The organism is Halomonas korlensis, assembly GCF_900116705.1.
GTDB lineage: Bacteria > Pseudomonadota > Gammaproteobacteria > Pseudomonadales > Halomonadaceae > Halomonas > Halomonas korlensis.
Genome location: NZ_FPBP01000015.1, coordinates 20,245 through 33,311 on the forward strand (window position 1 = coordinate 20,245; position 13,067 = coordinate 33,311).

A 13,067-nucleotide genomic window follows, 5' to 3' on the forward strand; every position below is an offset into this window, starting at 1 on the left:
CGGGACACACTAGTGTATCACCGCGCCTTCGATGACCGCGAACCATCGCCCCTTCGAGGCCGCAGGCACGCCCGGCTTGGCCCGATTTCGCAAGGTGGGCGGCACTCAGAGTAGATACCGGTCAATAACATAACGGCATAGTGGATCAGCGATGAGAAAGTTACTGGCAAGCCTGGCAATCACCATGGGCGCCGTCGGCGCCGCCCACGCGGATTTAGCCGCCGACGCGGACGCCTCGGCCGGCAGCGAGAAGGCACAGACCTGTGTCGCCTGTCACGGCCAACAGGGCATCAGTCCCTCGCCGGCCTTCCCCCATCTGGCCGGTCAGCAGGCCTCGTACACGGCCAAGCAGATCATGGAGATTCGTGACGGCGACCGCGTCGTGCCACAGATGGCCGGCATCGTCGATGACTTCTCCGATCAGGATGCCTGGGACGTGGCCGCCTACTACGCCGACCAGGAGGCCAACCTGGGCCAGGCCGACCCCGACGAGATGCTCGTCCAGCGCGGCCGCGAGCTTTACCGCGCCGGCGATGCCTCCAAGGGCATTCCGGCCTGTGCCTCCTGCCATACACCGACGGGCGTCGGCATCGGCACTGCGGTCTACCCGGCGCTCTCCGGACAGACCGTCGATTACACCGTGTCCACCCTGCAGGACTTCGCCGCCGGCGAGCGAAACAATGACCCGGCCAACATGATGGGCGATATCGCCTCCAAGATGAGCGATGAGGACATGCAAGCCGTGGCCAATTACGTGTTCGGCCTTCATTGATAGCGTAGCCGGCGCTCGTGATGCCCGCCCCAGGGGCGGCCCAACGGCCGCCCTTGTCGTTTCCGAACGTCAGGGGAACCCTCGAGGCACCAAACGCTCAAAGCCAGCGAGTTTCTCGCTCCGCTCGCTGTTATATCCTTCTCAGGAGAATCCTACGATGCTCAAGTCCCTGTTGGTCGCCATTGCTGGCCTCGGTCTGTCGACCCTAGCCTCCGCCGCCCCCCTGGTAGAGGGCGAGCACTACACGGTCCTCGATGAGCCGGTGGAAACCCAGGTGGCGGATGACCGCATCGAAGTGACCGAGGCTTTCTGGTACGGCTGCCCTCACTGCTACAACCTGGAAGACCCCCTCAACGCCTGGGTCGACGAGCAGCCCGAGGATGTGGCCTTCCAGCGCATGCCCGCCACCATGGGCGGCGATTGGAACCAGCATGCCATGGCGTTCTACGCAGCACAGGAGCTCGACATCCTCGACGCCATCCATGACGACTTCTTCCACGCCATCCATGAAGACGGACAGAGCCTCACCGATGTTGACGACATTGCGGCTTTCTTCAGTGATTACGGCGTCAGCGAAGACGAGGCTCGCCAGGCGCTGACTTCGTTCGGCGTCAAGAGCCAGGTCAATCAGGCCCATGCCCGCATGCGTGCCATGCAACTCAGGGGCGTGCCGGCTCTCATCGTCGATGGTCGCTACGTGGTGACTCCTGGCCAGGCAGGTAGCCTCGAAAACATGCCGCAGATTGCCGGCGCACTGGTGGAGCAGGTCCGTGAGGCGCGAGCCGACTGAGATGACGCATCGTCTGGCCAATGCCCGGACACCGGTGCTCAAGGATGGCCACCTGAAGCTGCTTACCTTTAACCTTCAGGTGGGTATCCAGACATCGGCGTATCACCATTATTTGACACGCAGTTGGCAACATCTGCTGCCGCACCCTAAACGACAGCACCGCCTGGAGCTGATGGGTGAGGTGATGAGCCGCTTCGATATTGTCGGCCTGCAAGAGGTTGACGGGGGCAGTTTCCGGTCGGGACATGTCAACCAGGTTGAATACCTGGCCACCAAGGCCGGCTTTCCTCATCATTTCCAGCAGTTGAATCGCAACCTGGGGCGCATCGCCCAGCACAGCAACGGCTTGTTGTCGCGGTTGGTGCCGGCGCACATCATGGAGCATCGCCTGCCGGGCACCCTGCCCGGCCGTGGCGCCATCCATGCCCGCTTCGGCGAAGGGTCCGATGCTCTGCATCTCTTCGTGGCCCACCTGGCGCTGAGCCATCGCGGCCGAGTTCGTCAGCTCGATTACCTCAGCGAGATCATCCAACCCCTGCGCCATGTGGTGGTCATGGGCGATCTGAACTGCACACCCGAACAACTCCATGGCCACGGCCGGTTCTGCGCCTCGCTGCCGCTGCACCCGGTGCGCCAGATGCTCAGCTATCCGTCCTGGCAGCCCAGTCGGGCGCTGGATCATATCCTGCTCTCCGATTCGCTGGAGGCCGACGAGGTGCGCGTACTCGATCACCTCTTCTCCGATCATCTGCCGATTGCCGTGGACGTGAAGCTCCCCGAGGCTTGCCTGAACGCTTGTCTCGCATGACGTCGCCGGGTCTTCTTGCATTTCCCTGCACGTTTGTCCTCCCGACCCGGCACATCGGCACCGATACCGTATAGACAACGTTAAACGCACCGCCCCTTTCCCCTGCAGGGGTATGGCACCATGGCGGCCCGCAACAACTGGACTTTTACAACGAGACCCCCTCCATGGCCGACTCACGCGAGCTACCAGGCCTGATCGCCTGGCTCGACCGCGCTTCGGAACGGCTCGGCAAGAGCCTTTCCTGGCTGGTGCTGGCAATGATGCTGATCCAGTTCCTGATCGTGGTGCTGCGCTATGCGTTCAGCTTCAACAGCATCCCTATGCAGGAATCGGTGATGTACATGCATGCCATGGTATTCATGCTCGCTGCGGCCTGGACCCTCAAGCACGACGGCCATGTGCGTGTGGATATCTTCTATCGCGCCATGACACCGAAGCGGAAGGCGCTGGTCGACCTGCTCGGCACCCTTTTCCTGCTGTTGCCGGTGATGACCTTCGTGATCCTCACCAGTCTTGGGTACGTGGGCAAGTCATGGCGAATCTTCGAGGGCTCGCCCGACTCCGGGGGCATTCAGGGCATCTTCCTGCTCAAGACGCTGATTCCGCTGTTTGGCGGTCTGATGATCCTGCAGGGCCTGGTGGAAGCCACTCGCCACTTTCTCATCCTTACCGGGCGCATCTCGCCGCCCAGGGATGATGAAGATCGCCACCTCGAGGAGCGCCTCTGATGCTGGAGTTCATGCCACTGGTGCTCTTCGCTGTCATCTGCATTGTGTTGATGTTCGGCTATCCGGTTGCCCTATCATTGGCCGGCACCGCGTTGGCCTTCGCCGGCCTGGGCCTGGGCCTCGAGACCCTGGGCATCGACGCCCACTTCGATGGTGGCTATCTCGGCGCCTTCCCCAATCGTCTCTACGGCATCATGAGCAACCAGACATTGCTGGCGGTGCCGCTGTTCGTGCTGATGGGAGTGCTGCTGGAGAAGTCCAGGGTCGCCGAGACCCTGCTCGACGCCATGGCCATGCTGTTCGGTTCGCTGCGTGGGGGCCTGGGTATCTCGGTGACTCTGGTGGGGATGCTGCTGGCAGCCTCCACCGGCATCGTCGGCGCCACCGTGGTAACCATGGGCCTGATGTCGCTGCCCACCATGCTCAAGCGCGGCTACAGCATGCCGCTGGCCACCGGCACCATCTGCGCCACCGGCACCCTGGGACAGATCATCCCGCCCTCCATCGCCCTGGTGCTGCTCGGCGACGTGCTGTCCTCCGCCTACCAGCAGGCCCAGCTCTCCATGGGTATCTTCAGCCCCAAGACGGTCTCGGTGGGCGACCTGTTCATGGGCGCCCTGGTGCCGGGGTTGATCCTGGTGGTGCTCTACATCGCCTATGTCGCTGTGGTCGCCTGGCTCAGGCCGCAATCCGCCCCCCCCGCCGACCGCAAGGAACTGATGGCCGAGCTCGGACACGAGGGCGGCCTGGGATGGCTGCTGCTCAAGGGGCTGGTACCACCCATCGTGCTGATCATTGCCGTGCTGGGCTCGATCCTCGGCGGCTTCGCCACCCCTACCGAGGCCTCGGCGGTGGGGGCCTTCGGTGCGATGATTCTGGCCCTGGCCTATCGCCGGCTGGACCTCGCGACCCTCAGGGACGTACTACGCTCGACGACGCATGTCACCACCATGGTGTTCATGATCCTGATCGGGGCCGCACTTTTCTCGCTGGTGTTCCGCGCCTATGGCGGTGAAGAGCTGGTCACCGGCCTGTTCGAAGGCATGCCCGGCGGAGTCGTGGGCGCCACGCTGATCGTGATGTTGGTGATCTTCCTGCTCGGCTTCATCCTCGACTTCATCGAGATCACCTTCGTGGTCGTGCCCATCGTCGGCCCGATCCTGCTGGCGATGGGGCTGGATCCCATCTGGCTGGGCATCATGATCGCCATCAACCTGCAGACCTCGTTTTTGACGCCACCCTTCGGCTTCGCGCTCTTCTACCTGCGTGGCGTGGCGCCGGACTCGGTGCCCACCTCGGCGATCTACAAGGGGGTCGTGCCCTTCATCATCCTGCAGCTGTGCATGTTGCTCGCGCTTGCCTGGTTTCCGGAGCTTGCCACCTGGCTGCCGGACCAGTTTTGATCAACTTGCGTGAGCTCACGGTTGTTGGCGGCCTTATCTCAATAACGCCAATGTGGCAAAGGGTAAAATGGCACAGGAAAAGCAGTCATCAGCAACGAAACGGGATCCCCGACATCGCTGACGGTGCCGTTATGGCAGCCATGTCCGCTTCCACTCGCCAGTCCGCCCCGCCCGGGGCGCTTATAACAACACTCCAATGCCCTGAAGGAACTCCATGAAACTCAGATCACTCGCCATTGCCGTGGCCATGACCGGCGCCTCTGCCGGCCTGCTGCTCGTCTCAAGCATCGACAACACCGCCCAGGCCCAGGAAACCTTCGAATGGAAGATGGTCACCTCGTGGCCCAAGAACTTCCCAGGCGTCGGCCAGGGACCGGAACGCCTCGCCGAACTCGTCAATGAGATGTCCGATGGTCGCCTGACCATCGAGGTCTTCGGCGCCGGCCAGCTGGTGCCGGGTTTCGAGGTGTTCGACGCCGTCGCCGAGGGCACGGCCGAGCTCGGCCACTCCGCCTCCTATTACTGGAAGGGCAAGGCGCCGGCCGCACAGTTCTTCGCCGCCGTGCCCTTCGGCATGAACGCTCAGGAAATGAACGCCTGGCTGCACTACGGTGGCGGCATGGAACTCTGGAACGAGCTCTATGACGACTTCGGTGTCGACGTGCTGGTCGCTGGCGCCTCCGGCGTACAGATGGGTGGCTGGTACAACAAGGAGATCAACTCGGTTGCTGACCTCGACGGTCTCAAGATGCGCATGCCGGGCCTTGGGGGCGAGGTGATGAACCGCATGGGCGTGGCCATCGTCAACATGCCGGGCGGCGAGATCTTCACCTCGCTGCAGTCGGGTGCCATCGATGCCACCGAGTGGATCGGGCCCTACAACGACCTGGCCTTCGGTCTGCACCAGGCCGCCGACTATTACTACTACCCCGGCTGGCACGAGCCGACCGTGATGTTCGAGGCGATCATCAACGAGGAGGCTTTTGCCGAGTTGCCGGCGGATCTGCAGGCGATCCTGAAGGCCGCCGTGCGCGACATCAACGCCGATGTGCTCGACGAGTACACCGCGCGCAACAATGACGCGCTGGAGACGCTGATCAACGAGCACGACGTGGAACTGCGCCGCCTGCCGGACGACGTCCTCGCCCAGGCCCAGGAACACTCCGCCGATGTGGTGGCCGAGCTTGCCGAGTCCAGCGAACTGGCGGGACGCATCCACGAGTCCTACCGCGCCTTCCAGGACAAGGTCGTCAACTACCACACCATCTCGGAGCAGGCCTATTACAACGCCCGCAATCCGGATGAGGCCACCAGTAACTGATCGAGTGGCACCGCGCCGCAAGCCAGCAGCAAGGGCCACCTCCGGGTGGTCCTTTACATTGACGTTCCGTTTATTGGCGTACCATTTATTGACGTTGCGTTTATTGGCGCTCCGGCCGGCGGCGTCCTGTCGTCGGCCTAGCCACACAGCGGCGCCAGCCAGAGATCGGCCAGCCACAGCACCAGCGCATATCGCGCGCCCTTGGCGAGGCCGATCAACAGCGTCGCTCGCCACCAGGGCAGCCGCAACACGCCGGCCAGCACGGTCAGCGGATCGCCGACCACGGGGACCCAGGCACCCAACAGGCTCCACTCACCGAAGCGATGGTACCAGCGCTCGGCCCGCTGCAACCCTGCTGGGGAGACCGGAAACCAGCGACGATCCTGAAAACGCCGGGCATAACGGCCCAACCCGACATTGATCAGGCTCCCCAGCGTGTTGCCCGTGGTAGCGACCCACCAGAGCGTCACCACCGACGGATCCACGCACCATTGCCGCGCCAGCCAGACCTCCGAGCCGCCGGGCAAAAGGGTGGCACTGGCCAGGGCGACCAGAAAGAGTGTCAACATGGCGCCGACCACCGCTTGTGCAGTAGGCTGATGGCGTTTGTAAACCGCAACGACGCGAGTGTGATGACTGCCTCCCGACCCATTCCTAATACGCTTACCATCGCCGGCTCCGACCCCAGTGGCGGCGCCGGCATCCAGGCCGATCTCAAGACCTTCTCGGCCCTGGGCGCCTATGGAACCAGCGTGATCACTGCCCTGACGTCGCAGAACACCCGCGGCGTCAGCGGCGTGCATGCGGTGCCTGCCGATTTCATCGTTGCCCAGCTGGAAGCGGTGCTGAGTGATATCCACCTCGACGCGGTCAAGATCGGCATGGTGGCCAGCCGCGAGGTCGCCGAGGTAATTCGCGCAGCGCTGGCAAACCGCCCGGTGCCGTGGAGCGTATTGGATCCGGTCATGGTCGCCAAGAGCGGCGATATCCTCGTCGACGACGCCGGGATCAGGGCGGTGCGTGAGGTGCTCGTGCCACTGGCCGACCTCATCACCCCCAACCTGCCGGAAGCCGCGGTCTTGCTGGACTGCCCGATACCGCAGGACCGGGCCGGCATGCAGGCGCTGGTCCCGAGCCTCCGGGCACTCGGCGCCCGGGCGGTGCTGCTCAAGGGTGGCCACCTGGCAGGTGAAGCCTGCCCGGACCTGCTGGTCACCGAGGAGGCCATCCACTGGCTCGAGGGTCCGCGTATCGCGACGACCCGTCTACACGGCACCGGCTGCACGCTGTCTTCGGCGATCACCGCTCGACTGGCCCAGGGCGACAGTCTCATTGAGGCCGTGGCGGCGGCCAAGACCTGGCTCACGCAAGCCCTTGCCGAAGGCCACCGCCTTGATGTGGGTCAGGGGCAGGGCCCTGTCCATCATTTTCATGCCTGGTGGTAAGCGATTCGGCTTGCGGGCGCTGCGCGCGCCACCCATCCTGACGGATAGCGGCGGCGGCAAATGCGCTACGACAGTTTAACGATCGGGAGGACGCGTCATGACTCAGACCTTGTTGTTCGCTTGTGACCTCTCCGCCGAGAATCGCGCCGCCTACGCCCGCGCCGTGCGCCTGGCGGTGGAGAATGGCGCCCGGCTGGATGTCCTTCACGTGCTGGACCCGTATCTGCCGAGGCGCGTGCTGCACGATCTGGAGGCAGCCGTGGTGGCCGACATGCAGGCGCTGCTCACCGATATTCGCGAGGATTACGCCCTGCCCGAGCCGGCGACCTTGATGCAGACCGTGACCGGCGCGCCCTATGCCGAGATCGTTCGCGAGGCCCATGAACGCAAGGTTGACCTGATTATTCTCGGGGCACACCGCAAGCGCGGCCAGCCAGACCTGGTCACCGGCACCACTCTCGCCCGGGTACTGCGCAGCGCCCCCTGCCCGGTGCTCTCGGTGAGCCACCTGGCGAACCAGGACTGGGATGACATCCTGGTGCCCATGGACTTCTCGCTGACCTCGCGTCATACCCTGCGCGAGACGCTCAAGCGTTTCCCCGAGGCGCGTCTTACCTTGCTGCACGCCTGGCAGCTGCCTGGCGAACGCGAGCTCGGCTCCTATAAAGGGTATGCCAACTGGCGGGATCGCGAGCTCGAGCGGCTGCGCCAGCAGCTTCAGCGCGAGGTCGATCAGTTGATGAACGAGCTGGACAACGTGCCCGATATCGAGTTGGTACTGGAACAGGGCGACCCGCTCGACATCCTGATGCATCGGCTGCGTCACCAGCCTCCCGACTTGCTTGCCCTGGGCAGCCGAGGGCAGCTTGGCCGCCATGGCCAGATCACCGAATCCCTGCTGACCGAGCCCCACTGCGACATCATGCTCTGTCGCGCCTGGTAGGCACGACAATCTTTTACAGAACCTAGACGTTATAATGATGTCCGTAGAGCTACGAGCCACTTTCATGGGACATCCCTTATGCGCCTTCCCCTCGCCTGGGCCGTCGGCCCCTGGCTGGTTCTGCTCACCTTCCTGCCTGCCGCCGCTGACAGCGTAACGGTCAAGGATGCCAGCTTTCCCGTCTCGTTCGAGGCGCATGATCAGACTTATGCCCTGATCGGCCATGGGCTCTTCGAATACATGATCTGGGACGCCTATGCCGGCGCCTATTACCAGGCCGAAGCGACCCAGCAACAGGCACCGCTCAGCGATGTCCCGAGGCACCTGGAGCTGGCCTATTTCCACGGGATCGACGCCGAGGATTTCGCCAAGGCGACACGCGATACCGTGCGCGACAATCTCGACCGGACCCGCTATGCCCGCCTCGAAGCCGCGCTGGAGGACTTCAACGGCCACTATCGCAATGTCGTACCCGGCGACCGCTACGCGTTGAGCTGGGACGGCGAGCAACTGCGCCTGGCACTCAATGACCAGACGCTCTATCAAGGCGGGGATCCGGCGCTGGCCAATGCCCTCTTCGGTATCTGGCTCGCCGTAAAGCCACTGAGCGAAGCCTTTCGCGATGCCTTGTTAGACAGGTAAGCCGAACCGGTAAGCCGCGCCGGCAACAGCTACGGCCGTGCTACCCTGTGTCGCCTCGAGCCGCGCGCCAGGAGAGCCCTTGATGAAAGCCTTGATCCAGCGGGTCCGCCACGCCAGCGTGATGGTAAACGAACGTGAAGTGGGGGCCATTCAGCACGGCCTGCTGGCGCTGGTGGGCATCGAAAGAGGCGATGACGAGGCCGCCGCCGACAAGCTGCTGCACCGGCTATTGCACTATCGGGTATTCGCGGACGAGGCCGGCAGGATGAACCTGAACCTGCAGCAGGCCGAAGGCGGGCTACTGCTGGTCTCCCAGTTCACGCTCGTTGCTGATACCCGCAAGGGTCTGAGGCCCGGCTTCTCGAGCGCCGCCCCGCCCGACGAGGGGGAGCGAATATTCCGCTACCTGCTTGAGCGCGCCCGGGCCGCCTGGCCGAACGTCGCCACTGGCGAATACGGCGCCGACATGCAGGTCGCGCTGGTCAACGACGGCCCGGTCACCTTTCTGCTGGAAAGCTGAAAGAGACAGAGCTGGGTGAGAGCGCCTGACGAGATGCTCAAGTCTGCAGTTCGGCCTCCATGATCTCCAGCGCCTCCTCGGCGGCCAGCCACGCCTGCTCGAGCTGCTCCAGGCGCGCCTTGAGCTCGCCCTGGCGCGCCAGCCGCTCGGTCAGCTCGCCCTTGCGCGCGGCATCGGTATAGAGTTCGGCCTCGGCCAGTGCCGCTTCTACAGCGGCAAGATCGGCCTGCACTTTTTCCATGGCCTTTTCGGTGCGATCGCGATCACGCTTCAGCGGACGCAACTTCTCGCGCAGCTCGGCGGCGGCGCGCCGCGTCGCCTTGCGATCTTCCTTGGGGGCAGCGCTATCCGCCTGGCGTTCGGCCTTGTCGGCCCGCGCCTCGCGCCGCTCGCCTTCCAGACGCGCCTTCAGCCAGACGCGATAATCCTCCAGGTCGCCATCGAACGGCTCCACGCTGTGATCGGCGACCCGCCAGAACTCGTCCACCGTGGCCCGCAGTAGATGCCGGTCGTGGGAGACGATGATCACCGTGCCTTCGAAGCTCGCCAGCGCCTCGGTCAGCGCCTCGCGCATTTCCAGGTCCAGATGGTTGGTGGGCTCGTCGAGGAGCAGCAGGTTGGGCTTCTGCCAGGCCACTAGAGACAGCGCCAGGCGCGCCTTCTCGCCGCCGGAGAAGCGCCCTACCTCGGCGAAGACATCATCGCCGTGAAAGCCGAAACCGCCCAGGAACTTGCGAATGTCCAGGTCCGCCGCGGTCGGCGAGAGCCGCTGCACATGCTGGAAGGGTGTCGCGGTCAGGTCCAGCCCCTCGAGCTGATGCTGGGCGAAATAGCCGATGGCCAGATGCTCGCCCGGCACGCGCTTGCCGGACAGCAATGGCAGATCGCCGGTCAGCGACTTGATCAGCGTGGACTTGCCGGCGCCGTTGGGCCCGAGCAGCCCGATACGCTGACCGGGCAGCAGCGACAGCTTGATGCCGTCGAGCTGGACCGTCTCGCTGCCGTCTTCGCCCCGGTAACCCAGCCGCGCGCGGTCGAGTATCAACAACGGATGGGAGGTCTTGTCGGCGGCGGGAATCGTGAAGTGAAAGGGCGAGTCGGCATGGGCCAGCGCGATGTCGCCCATGCGCTCCAGGGCCTTCAGGCGACTCTGCGCCGCCCGCGCCTTGGTGGCCTGATAACGGAAGCGGGCCACGAACCGCTCGATCTCCTCCTTGCGGGCCTGCTGCTTGGCGGCCTCGGCCTGCTGCAGGGCCAGCTTCTCGGCGCGGGTGCGCTCGAAGATCGAATAGTTGCCCCGGTAGAGCACCAGGCGCTGGCGCTCGAAGTGCACGATGTGGTCGCAGACGGCATCGAGGAAGTCGCGGTCGTGGGAGATCAGCAGCAGCGTGCCGGGGTAGCGAACGAGCCACTGCTCGAGCCACAGCAAGGCGTCCAGGTCCAGGTGGTTGGTGGGCTCGTCGAGCAGCAGCAGATCCGAGGGCACAAACAGGGTACGCGCCAGGTTGACGCGCATCCGCCAGCCACCGGAGAAGGCCGACAGCGGGCGCTCGAGATCCTGCTGGATGAAGCCCAGCCCCACCAGCAGCTGGGCCGCCTTGGCCGGGGCGCTGTAGCCGTCCAGGGCCTCGATGGTGCCGTGCAGTTCGGCCTCACGATGGTTGTGGCCCTGATCGCGTGCTGCCTCCAGGGCCGCTTCGGTGCGGCGCAGCTCATGATGGCCGTCCAGCACGTAATCGACGATGGAGCGATCCAGTGCCTCGACCTCCTGGGCCATATGAGCGATGCGCTGGCCACCGCTCATTTCCACCTCGCCCTTGTCCGGTGCCAGCTCGCCAAGCAGGAGCTTGAACAGGCTCGACTTGCCGGCACCGTTGGCCCCGACGATACCCGCCTTGTGGCCGGCGTGCAGGGTCAGCTCGGCCTCCTCGAGCAGGCGCTGGGGGCCGCGTTGCAGGGAAACTTGGCGCAGTGCGATCATGCAGGCTCCACTCGGCAGTTGATCAGCTGCCGCCCCAGGGGTGACGACAGTACAGTGATAATGAGCAATTCTACCGAATTACAGCCGGTTCTGCGGGCCCGCCTGCAGGCTATGCCACTCTGGGATTTCGCCTTGGGCCTGTACGGCCAAGAGAATGTCGAACGCGCCTGCCTGACGCTTCAGGACGAAGCCGAGGTCGACGTCTGCGAGCTGCTGTGGCAATGCTGGCTGTTCCACGCCGGCGTGGTGCTTCAGGCCGAACCGACAGGGCTTGCCGAGGTGCGGCGCTGGCAGGCCGAGATTACCCGACCACTGCGGCAACTGCGTCGGGCACTCAAGAGCGAAGCGACGCGGCGACCAGGCGTCGCCGAGCTTCGTCAAACGCTCAAGCATGCCGAGCTCGAGGCCGAACGCGACACCCTGGCGCGACTCGAGCAGCTGGCATTCGACGCCAACCTGACGCAGCTGCCAACGCCACGACCCAGGCTGTCAAGCTACCTTGCCGATGTCCTGAAACTGCAGCAAAAACCTCATCTTCAGGCGCTGTATAGCGTGGAAAGTGCGCTTGACCCCTCTTTGCGCCCACGCTAGCCTGAAACGAGACATGCAGGATTTTCGCCTGTGTCTCGTCTGGCAATGTCGCAAGGCTTGTCCAGTCCTCATCGCAAGGAGAATACAAGAATGATGTCACACAAGCTGTTGACCACGGCCGGTATCGGCGCGCTTATGTTCGGCATGTCCACCGCAGCCTTCGCCGATAATTGGCGCTATGCACATGAGGAATACGAAGGCGATGTTCAGGATGTTTTCGCCTATGCCTTCAAGGAATATGTTGAAGAGAATTCCGATCATACCGTTCAGGTGTTTCGCTTCGGTGAGCTCGGCGAATCCGACGACATCATGGAGCAGACCCAGAACGGCATACTGCAATTCGTCAACCAGTCGCCCGGCTTTACCGGCGCACTGATTCCCGAGGCGCAGATCTTCTTCATTCCCTATCTGCTGCCGACTGACGAAGAAACCGTTCTCGAGTTCTTCGAAGAGAGCAAGGCCATCAACGAGATGTTCCCTGAACTCTACGCCGAGCAAGGGCTCGAGTTGCTCAAGATGTATCCGGAAGGCGAAATGGTCATTACCACTGACGAGCCTATTTCTTCGCCGGAGGATCTCGACAACAAGAAGATCCGCGTGATGACCAATCCGCTGCTCTCCGAGACCTACGACGCCTTCGGTGCTACCCCAACGCCGCTTCCCTGGGGCGAGGTCTATGGCGGCCTGCAGACCGGCATTCTCGATGGTCAGGAGAACCCGATCTTCTGGATCGAGTCCGGCGGACTCTATGAGGTCTCTCCGCACTTGACCTTTACTGGCCACGGCTGGTTCACCACCGCCATGATGGCCAACCAGGACTTCTTCGAAGGGCTTTCCGAAGAAGACCAGGAGCTGGTACGTGAAGCGTCCGACGCGGCCTACGATCACACCATCGAGCACATCAAGGGCCTCGCTGAGGAGTCTCTGGCCAAGATCCAGGAGGCCTCCGATGAGGTCACCGTAACGCGGCTCGACGAAGAGCAGATTCAGACGTTCCGCGAGCGTGCGCCTCAAGTCGAGGAAGCCTACGTCGAAATGACCGGTGAAGACGGCAAGGAACTGCTCGAGCAGTTCAAGGCCGACCTGGAAGCCGTGACCGAGGAATAACTCGGAGGCTTTCCAG

The 13,067-nt window shown here is 63.6% G+C and carries 14 protein-coding genes; 12 read left to right on the forward strand and 2 right to left on the reverse strand.

The window, feature by feature from the left end:
• Positions 1–151 precede the first annotated feature (151 nt).
• The 6 genes from BM341_RS16635 to BM341_RS16660 all read left to right on the forward strand — a co-directional run bounded on the left by BM341_RS16635 (position 152) and on the right by BM341_RS16660 (position 5,822).
• On the forward strand, positions 152–772 hold the full coding sequence (locus tag BM341_RS16635; protein ID WP_089797183.1) for a c-type cytochrome: 621 nt from the start codon (positions 152–154) through the stop codon (positions 770–772).
• Positions 773–929: 157 nt separating this feature from the next.
• Positions 930–1,562 (forward strand): thiol:disulfide interchange protein DsbA/DsbL, encoded by a 633-nt coding sequence (locus BM341_RS16640; protein ID WP_089797184.1) that lies wholly within the window; start codon positions 930–932, stop codon positions 1,560–1,562.
• Position 1,563: 1 nt separating this feature from the next.
• Entirely contained in the window at positions 1,564–2,370 is an 807-nt protein-coding gene (locus BM341_RS16645) for an endonuclease/exonuclease/phosphatase family protein (protein WP_089797185.1), read from the forward strand.
• Between the two features lie 164 nt (positions 2,371–2,534).
• Positions 2,535–3,098 (forward strand): TRAP transporter small permease subunit, encoded by a 564-nt coding sequence (locus BM341_RS16650; RefSeq protein WP_089797186.1) that lies wholly within the window; start codon positions 2,535–2,537, stop codon positions 3,096–3,098.
• Complete coding sequence (locus BM341_RS16655; RefSeq protein ID WP_089797187.1) at positions 3,098–4,501, forward strand: TRAP transporter large permease; 1,404 nt, start codon at positions 3,098–3,100, stop codon at positions 4,499–4,501. The genes BM341_RS16650 and BM341_RS16655 overlap by 1 nt, the downstream gene beginning before the upstream one ends.
• Before the next feature lie 214 nt (positions 4,502–4,715).
• Positions 4,716–5,822, forward strand: a complete 1,107-nt coding sequence (locus BM341_RS16660) for a TRAP transporter substrate-binding protein (RefSeq protein WP_089797188.1) — start codon at positions 4,716–4,718, stop codon at positions 5,820–5,822.
• A gap of 137 nt (positions 5,823–5,959) precedes the next feature.
• Here BM341_RS16660 and BM341_RS16665 read toward each other — a convergent pair whose 3' ends face one another.
• Entirely contained in the window at positions 5,960–6,391 is a 432-nt protein-coding gene (locus BM341_RS16665; RefSeq protein ID WP_089797189.1) for a YqaA family protein, read from the reverse strand.
• A gap of 63 nt (positions 6,392–6,454) precedes the next feature.
• Between BM341_RS16665 and thiD the strand changes: the two genes are divergently transcribed.
• The 4 genes from thiD (at position 6,455) to dtd (ending at position 9,372) form a co-directional block, all read left to right on the forward strand.
• A complete protein-coding gene (gene thiD / locus BM341_RS16670) occupies positions 6,455–7,267 on the forward strand; it encodes a bifunctional hydroxymethylpyrimidine kinase/phosphomethylpyrimidine kinase (RefSeq protein ID WP_089797190.1) in 813 nt (270 codons plus the stop codon).
• Between the two features lie 97 nt (positions 7,268–7,364).
• Entirely contained in the window at positions 7,365–8,210 is an 846-nt protein-coding gene (locus BM341_RS16675) for a universal stress protein (protein ID WP_089797191.1), read from the forward strand.
• Between the two features lie 78 nt (positions 8,211–8,288).
• The gene (locus tag BM341_RS16680) at positions 8,289–8,852 is read left to right on the forward strand and encodes a chalcone isomerase family protein (protein ID WP_089797192.1); all 564 of its coding nucleotides are present in this window, start codon (positions 8,289–8,291) and stop codon (positions 8,850–8,852) included.
• A gap of 82 nt (positions 8,853–8,934) precedes the next feature.
• Positions 8,935–9,372, forward strand: a complete 438-nt coding sequence (gene dtd / locus BM341_RS16685; RefSeq protein WP_089797193.1) for a D-aminoacyl-tRNA deacylase — start codon at positions 8,935–8,937, stop codon at positions 9,370–9,372.
• A gap of 37 nt (positions 9,373–9,409) precedes the next feature.
• On the opposite strand, the gene BM341_RS16690 is transcribed toward dtd, so the two are convergent.
• On the reverse strand, positions 9,410–11,353 hold the full coding sequence (locus BM341_RS16690) for an ATP-binding cassette domain-containing protein (protein WP_089797194.1): 1,944 nt from the start codon (positions 11,351–11,353) through the stop codon (positions 9,410–9,412).
• Positions 11,354–11,413: 60 nt separating this feature from the next.
• Between BM341_RS16690 and BM341_RS16695 the strand changes: the two genes are divergently transcribed.
• The gene (locus BM341_RS16695; RefSeq protein ID WP_089797195.1) at positions 11,414–11,944 is read left to right on the forward strand and encodes a TIGR02444 family protein; all 531 of its coding nucleotides are present in this window, start codon (positions 11,414–11,416) and stop codon (positions 11,942–11,944) included.
• Positions 11,945–12,034: 90 nt separating this feature from the next.
• Positions 12,035–13,051, forward strand: a complete 1,017-nt coding sequence (locus BM341_RS16700) for a TRAP transporter substrate-binding protein (RefSeq protein ID WP_089797196.1) — start codon at positions 12,035–12,037, stop codon at positions 13,049–13,051.
• The last annotated feature ends 16 nt before the right edge of the window (positions 13,052–13,067 follow it).

What these genes read in the sequence shown, in the direction of transcription:
- thiD (WP_089797190.1), top strand. Translation starts at nt 6,455, where the DNA reads ATGACTGCCTCCCGACCCATTCCTAATACGCTTACCATCGCCGGCTCC.
- BM341_RS16660 (WP_089797188.1), top strand. Translation starts at nt 4,716, where the DNA reads ATGAAACTCAGATCACTCGCCATTGCCGTGGCCATGACCGGCGCCTCT.
- BM341_RS16695 (WP_089797195.1), top strand. Translation starts at nt 11,414, where the DNA reads ATGAGCAATTCTACCGAATTACAGCCGGTTCTGCGGGCCCGCCTGCAG.
- BM341_RS16680 (WP_089797192.1), top strand. Translation starts at nt 8,289, where the DNA reads ATGCGCCTTCCCCTCGCCTGGGCCGTCGGCCCCTGGCTGGTTCTGCTC.
- BM341_RS16655 (WP_089797187.1), top strand. Translation starts at nt 3,098, where the DNA reads ATGCTGGAGTTCATGCCACTGGTGCTCTTCGCTGTCATCTGCATTGTG.
- BM341_RS16700 (WP_089797196.1), top strand. Translation starts at nt 12,035, where the DNA reads ATGATGTCACACAAGCTGTTGACCACGGCCGGTATCGGCGCGCTTATG.
- BM341_RS16665 (WP_089797189.1), bottom strand. Translation starts at nt 6,391, where the DNA reads ATGTTGACACTCTTTCTGGTCGCCCTGGCCAGTGCCACCCTTTTGCCC.
- BM341_RS16635 (WP_089797183.1), top strand. Translation starts at nt 152, where the DNA reads ATGAGAAAGTTACTGGCAAGCCTGGCAATCACCATGGGCGCCGTCGGC.
- BM341_RS16675 (WP_089797191.1), top strand. Translation starts at nt 7,365, where the DNA reads ATGACTCAGACCTTGTTGTTCGCTTGTGACCTCTCCGCCGAGAATCGC.
- BM341_RS16640 (WP_089797184.1), top strand. Translation starts at nt 930, where the DNA reads ATGCTCAAGTCCCTGTTGGTCGCCATTGCTGGCCTCGGTCTGTCGACC.
- BM341_RS16645 (WP_089797185.1), top strand. Translation starts at nt 1,564, where the DNA reads ATGACGCATCGTCTGGCCAATGCCCGGACACCGGTGCTCAAGGATGGC.
- dtd (WP_089797193.1), top strand. Translation starts at nt 8,935, where the DNA reads ATGAAAGCCTTGATCCAGCGGGTCCGCCACGCCAGCGTGATGGTAAAC.
- BM341_RS16650 (WP_089797186.1), top strand. Translation starts at nt 2,535, where the DNA reads ATGGCCGACTCACGCGAGCTACCAGGCCTGATCGCCTGGCTCGACCGC.
- BM341_RS16690 (WP_089797194.1), bottom strand. Translation starts at nt 11,353, where the DNA reads ATGATCGCACTGCGCCAAGTTTCCCTGCAACGCGGCCCCCAGCGCCTG.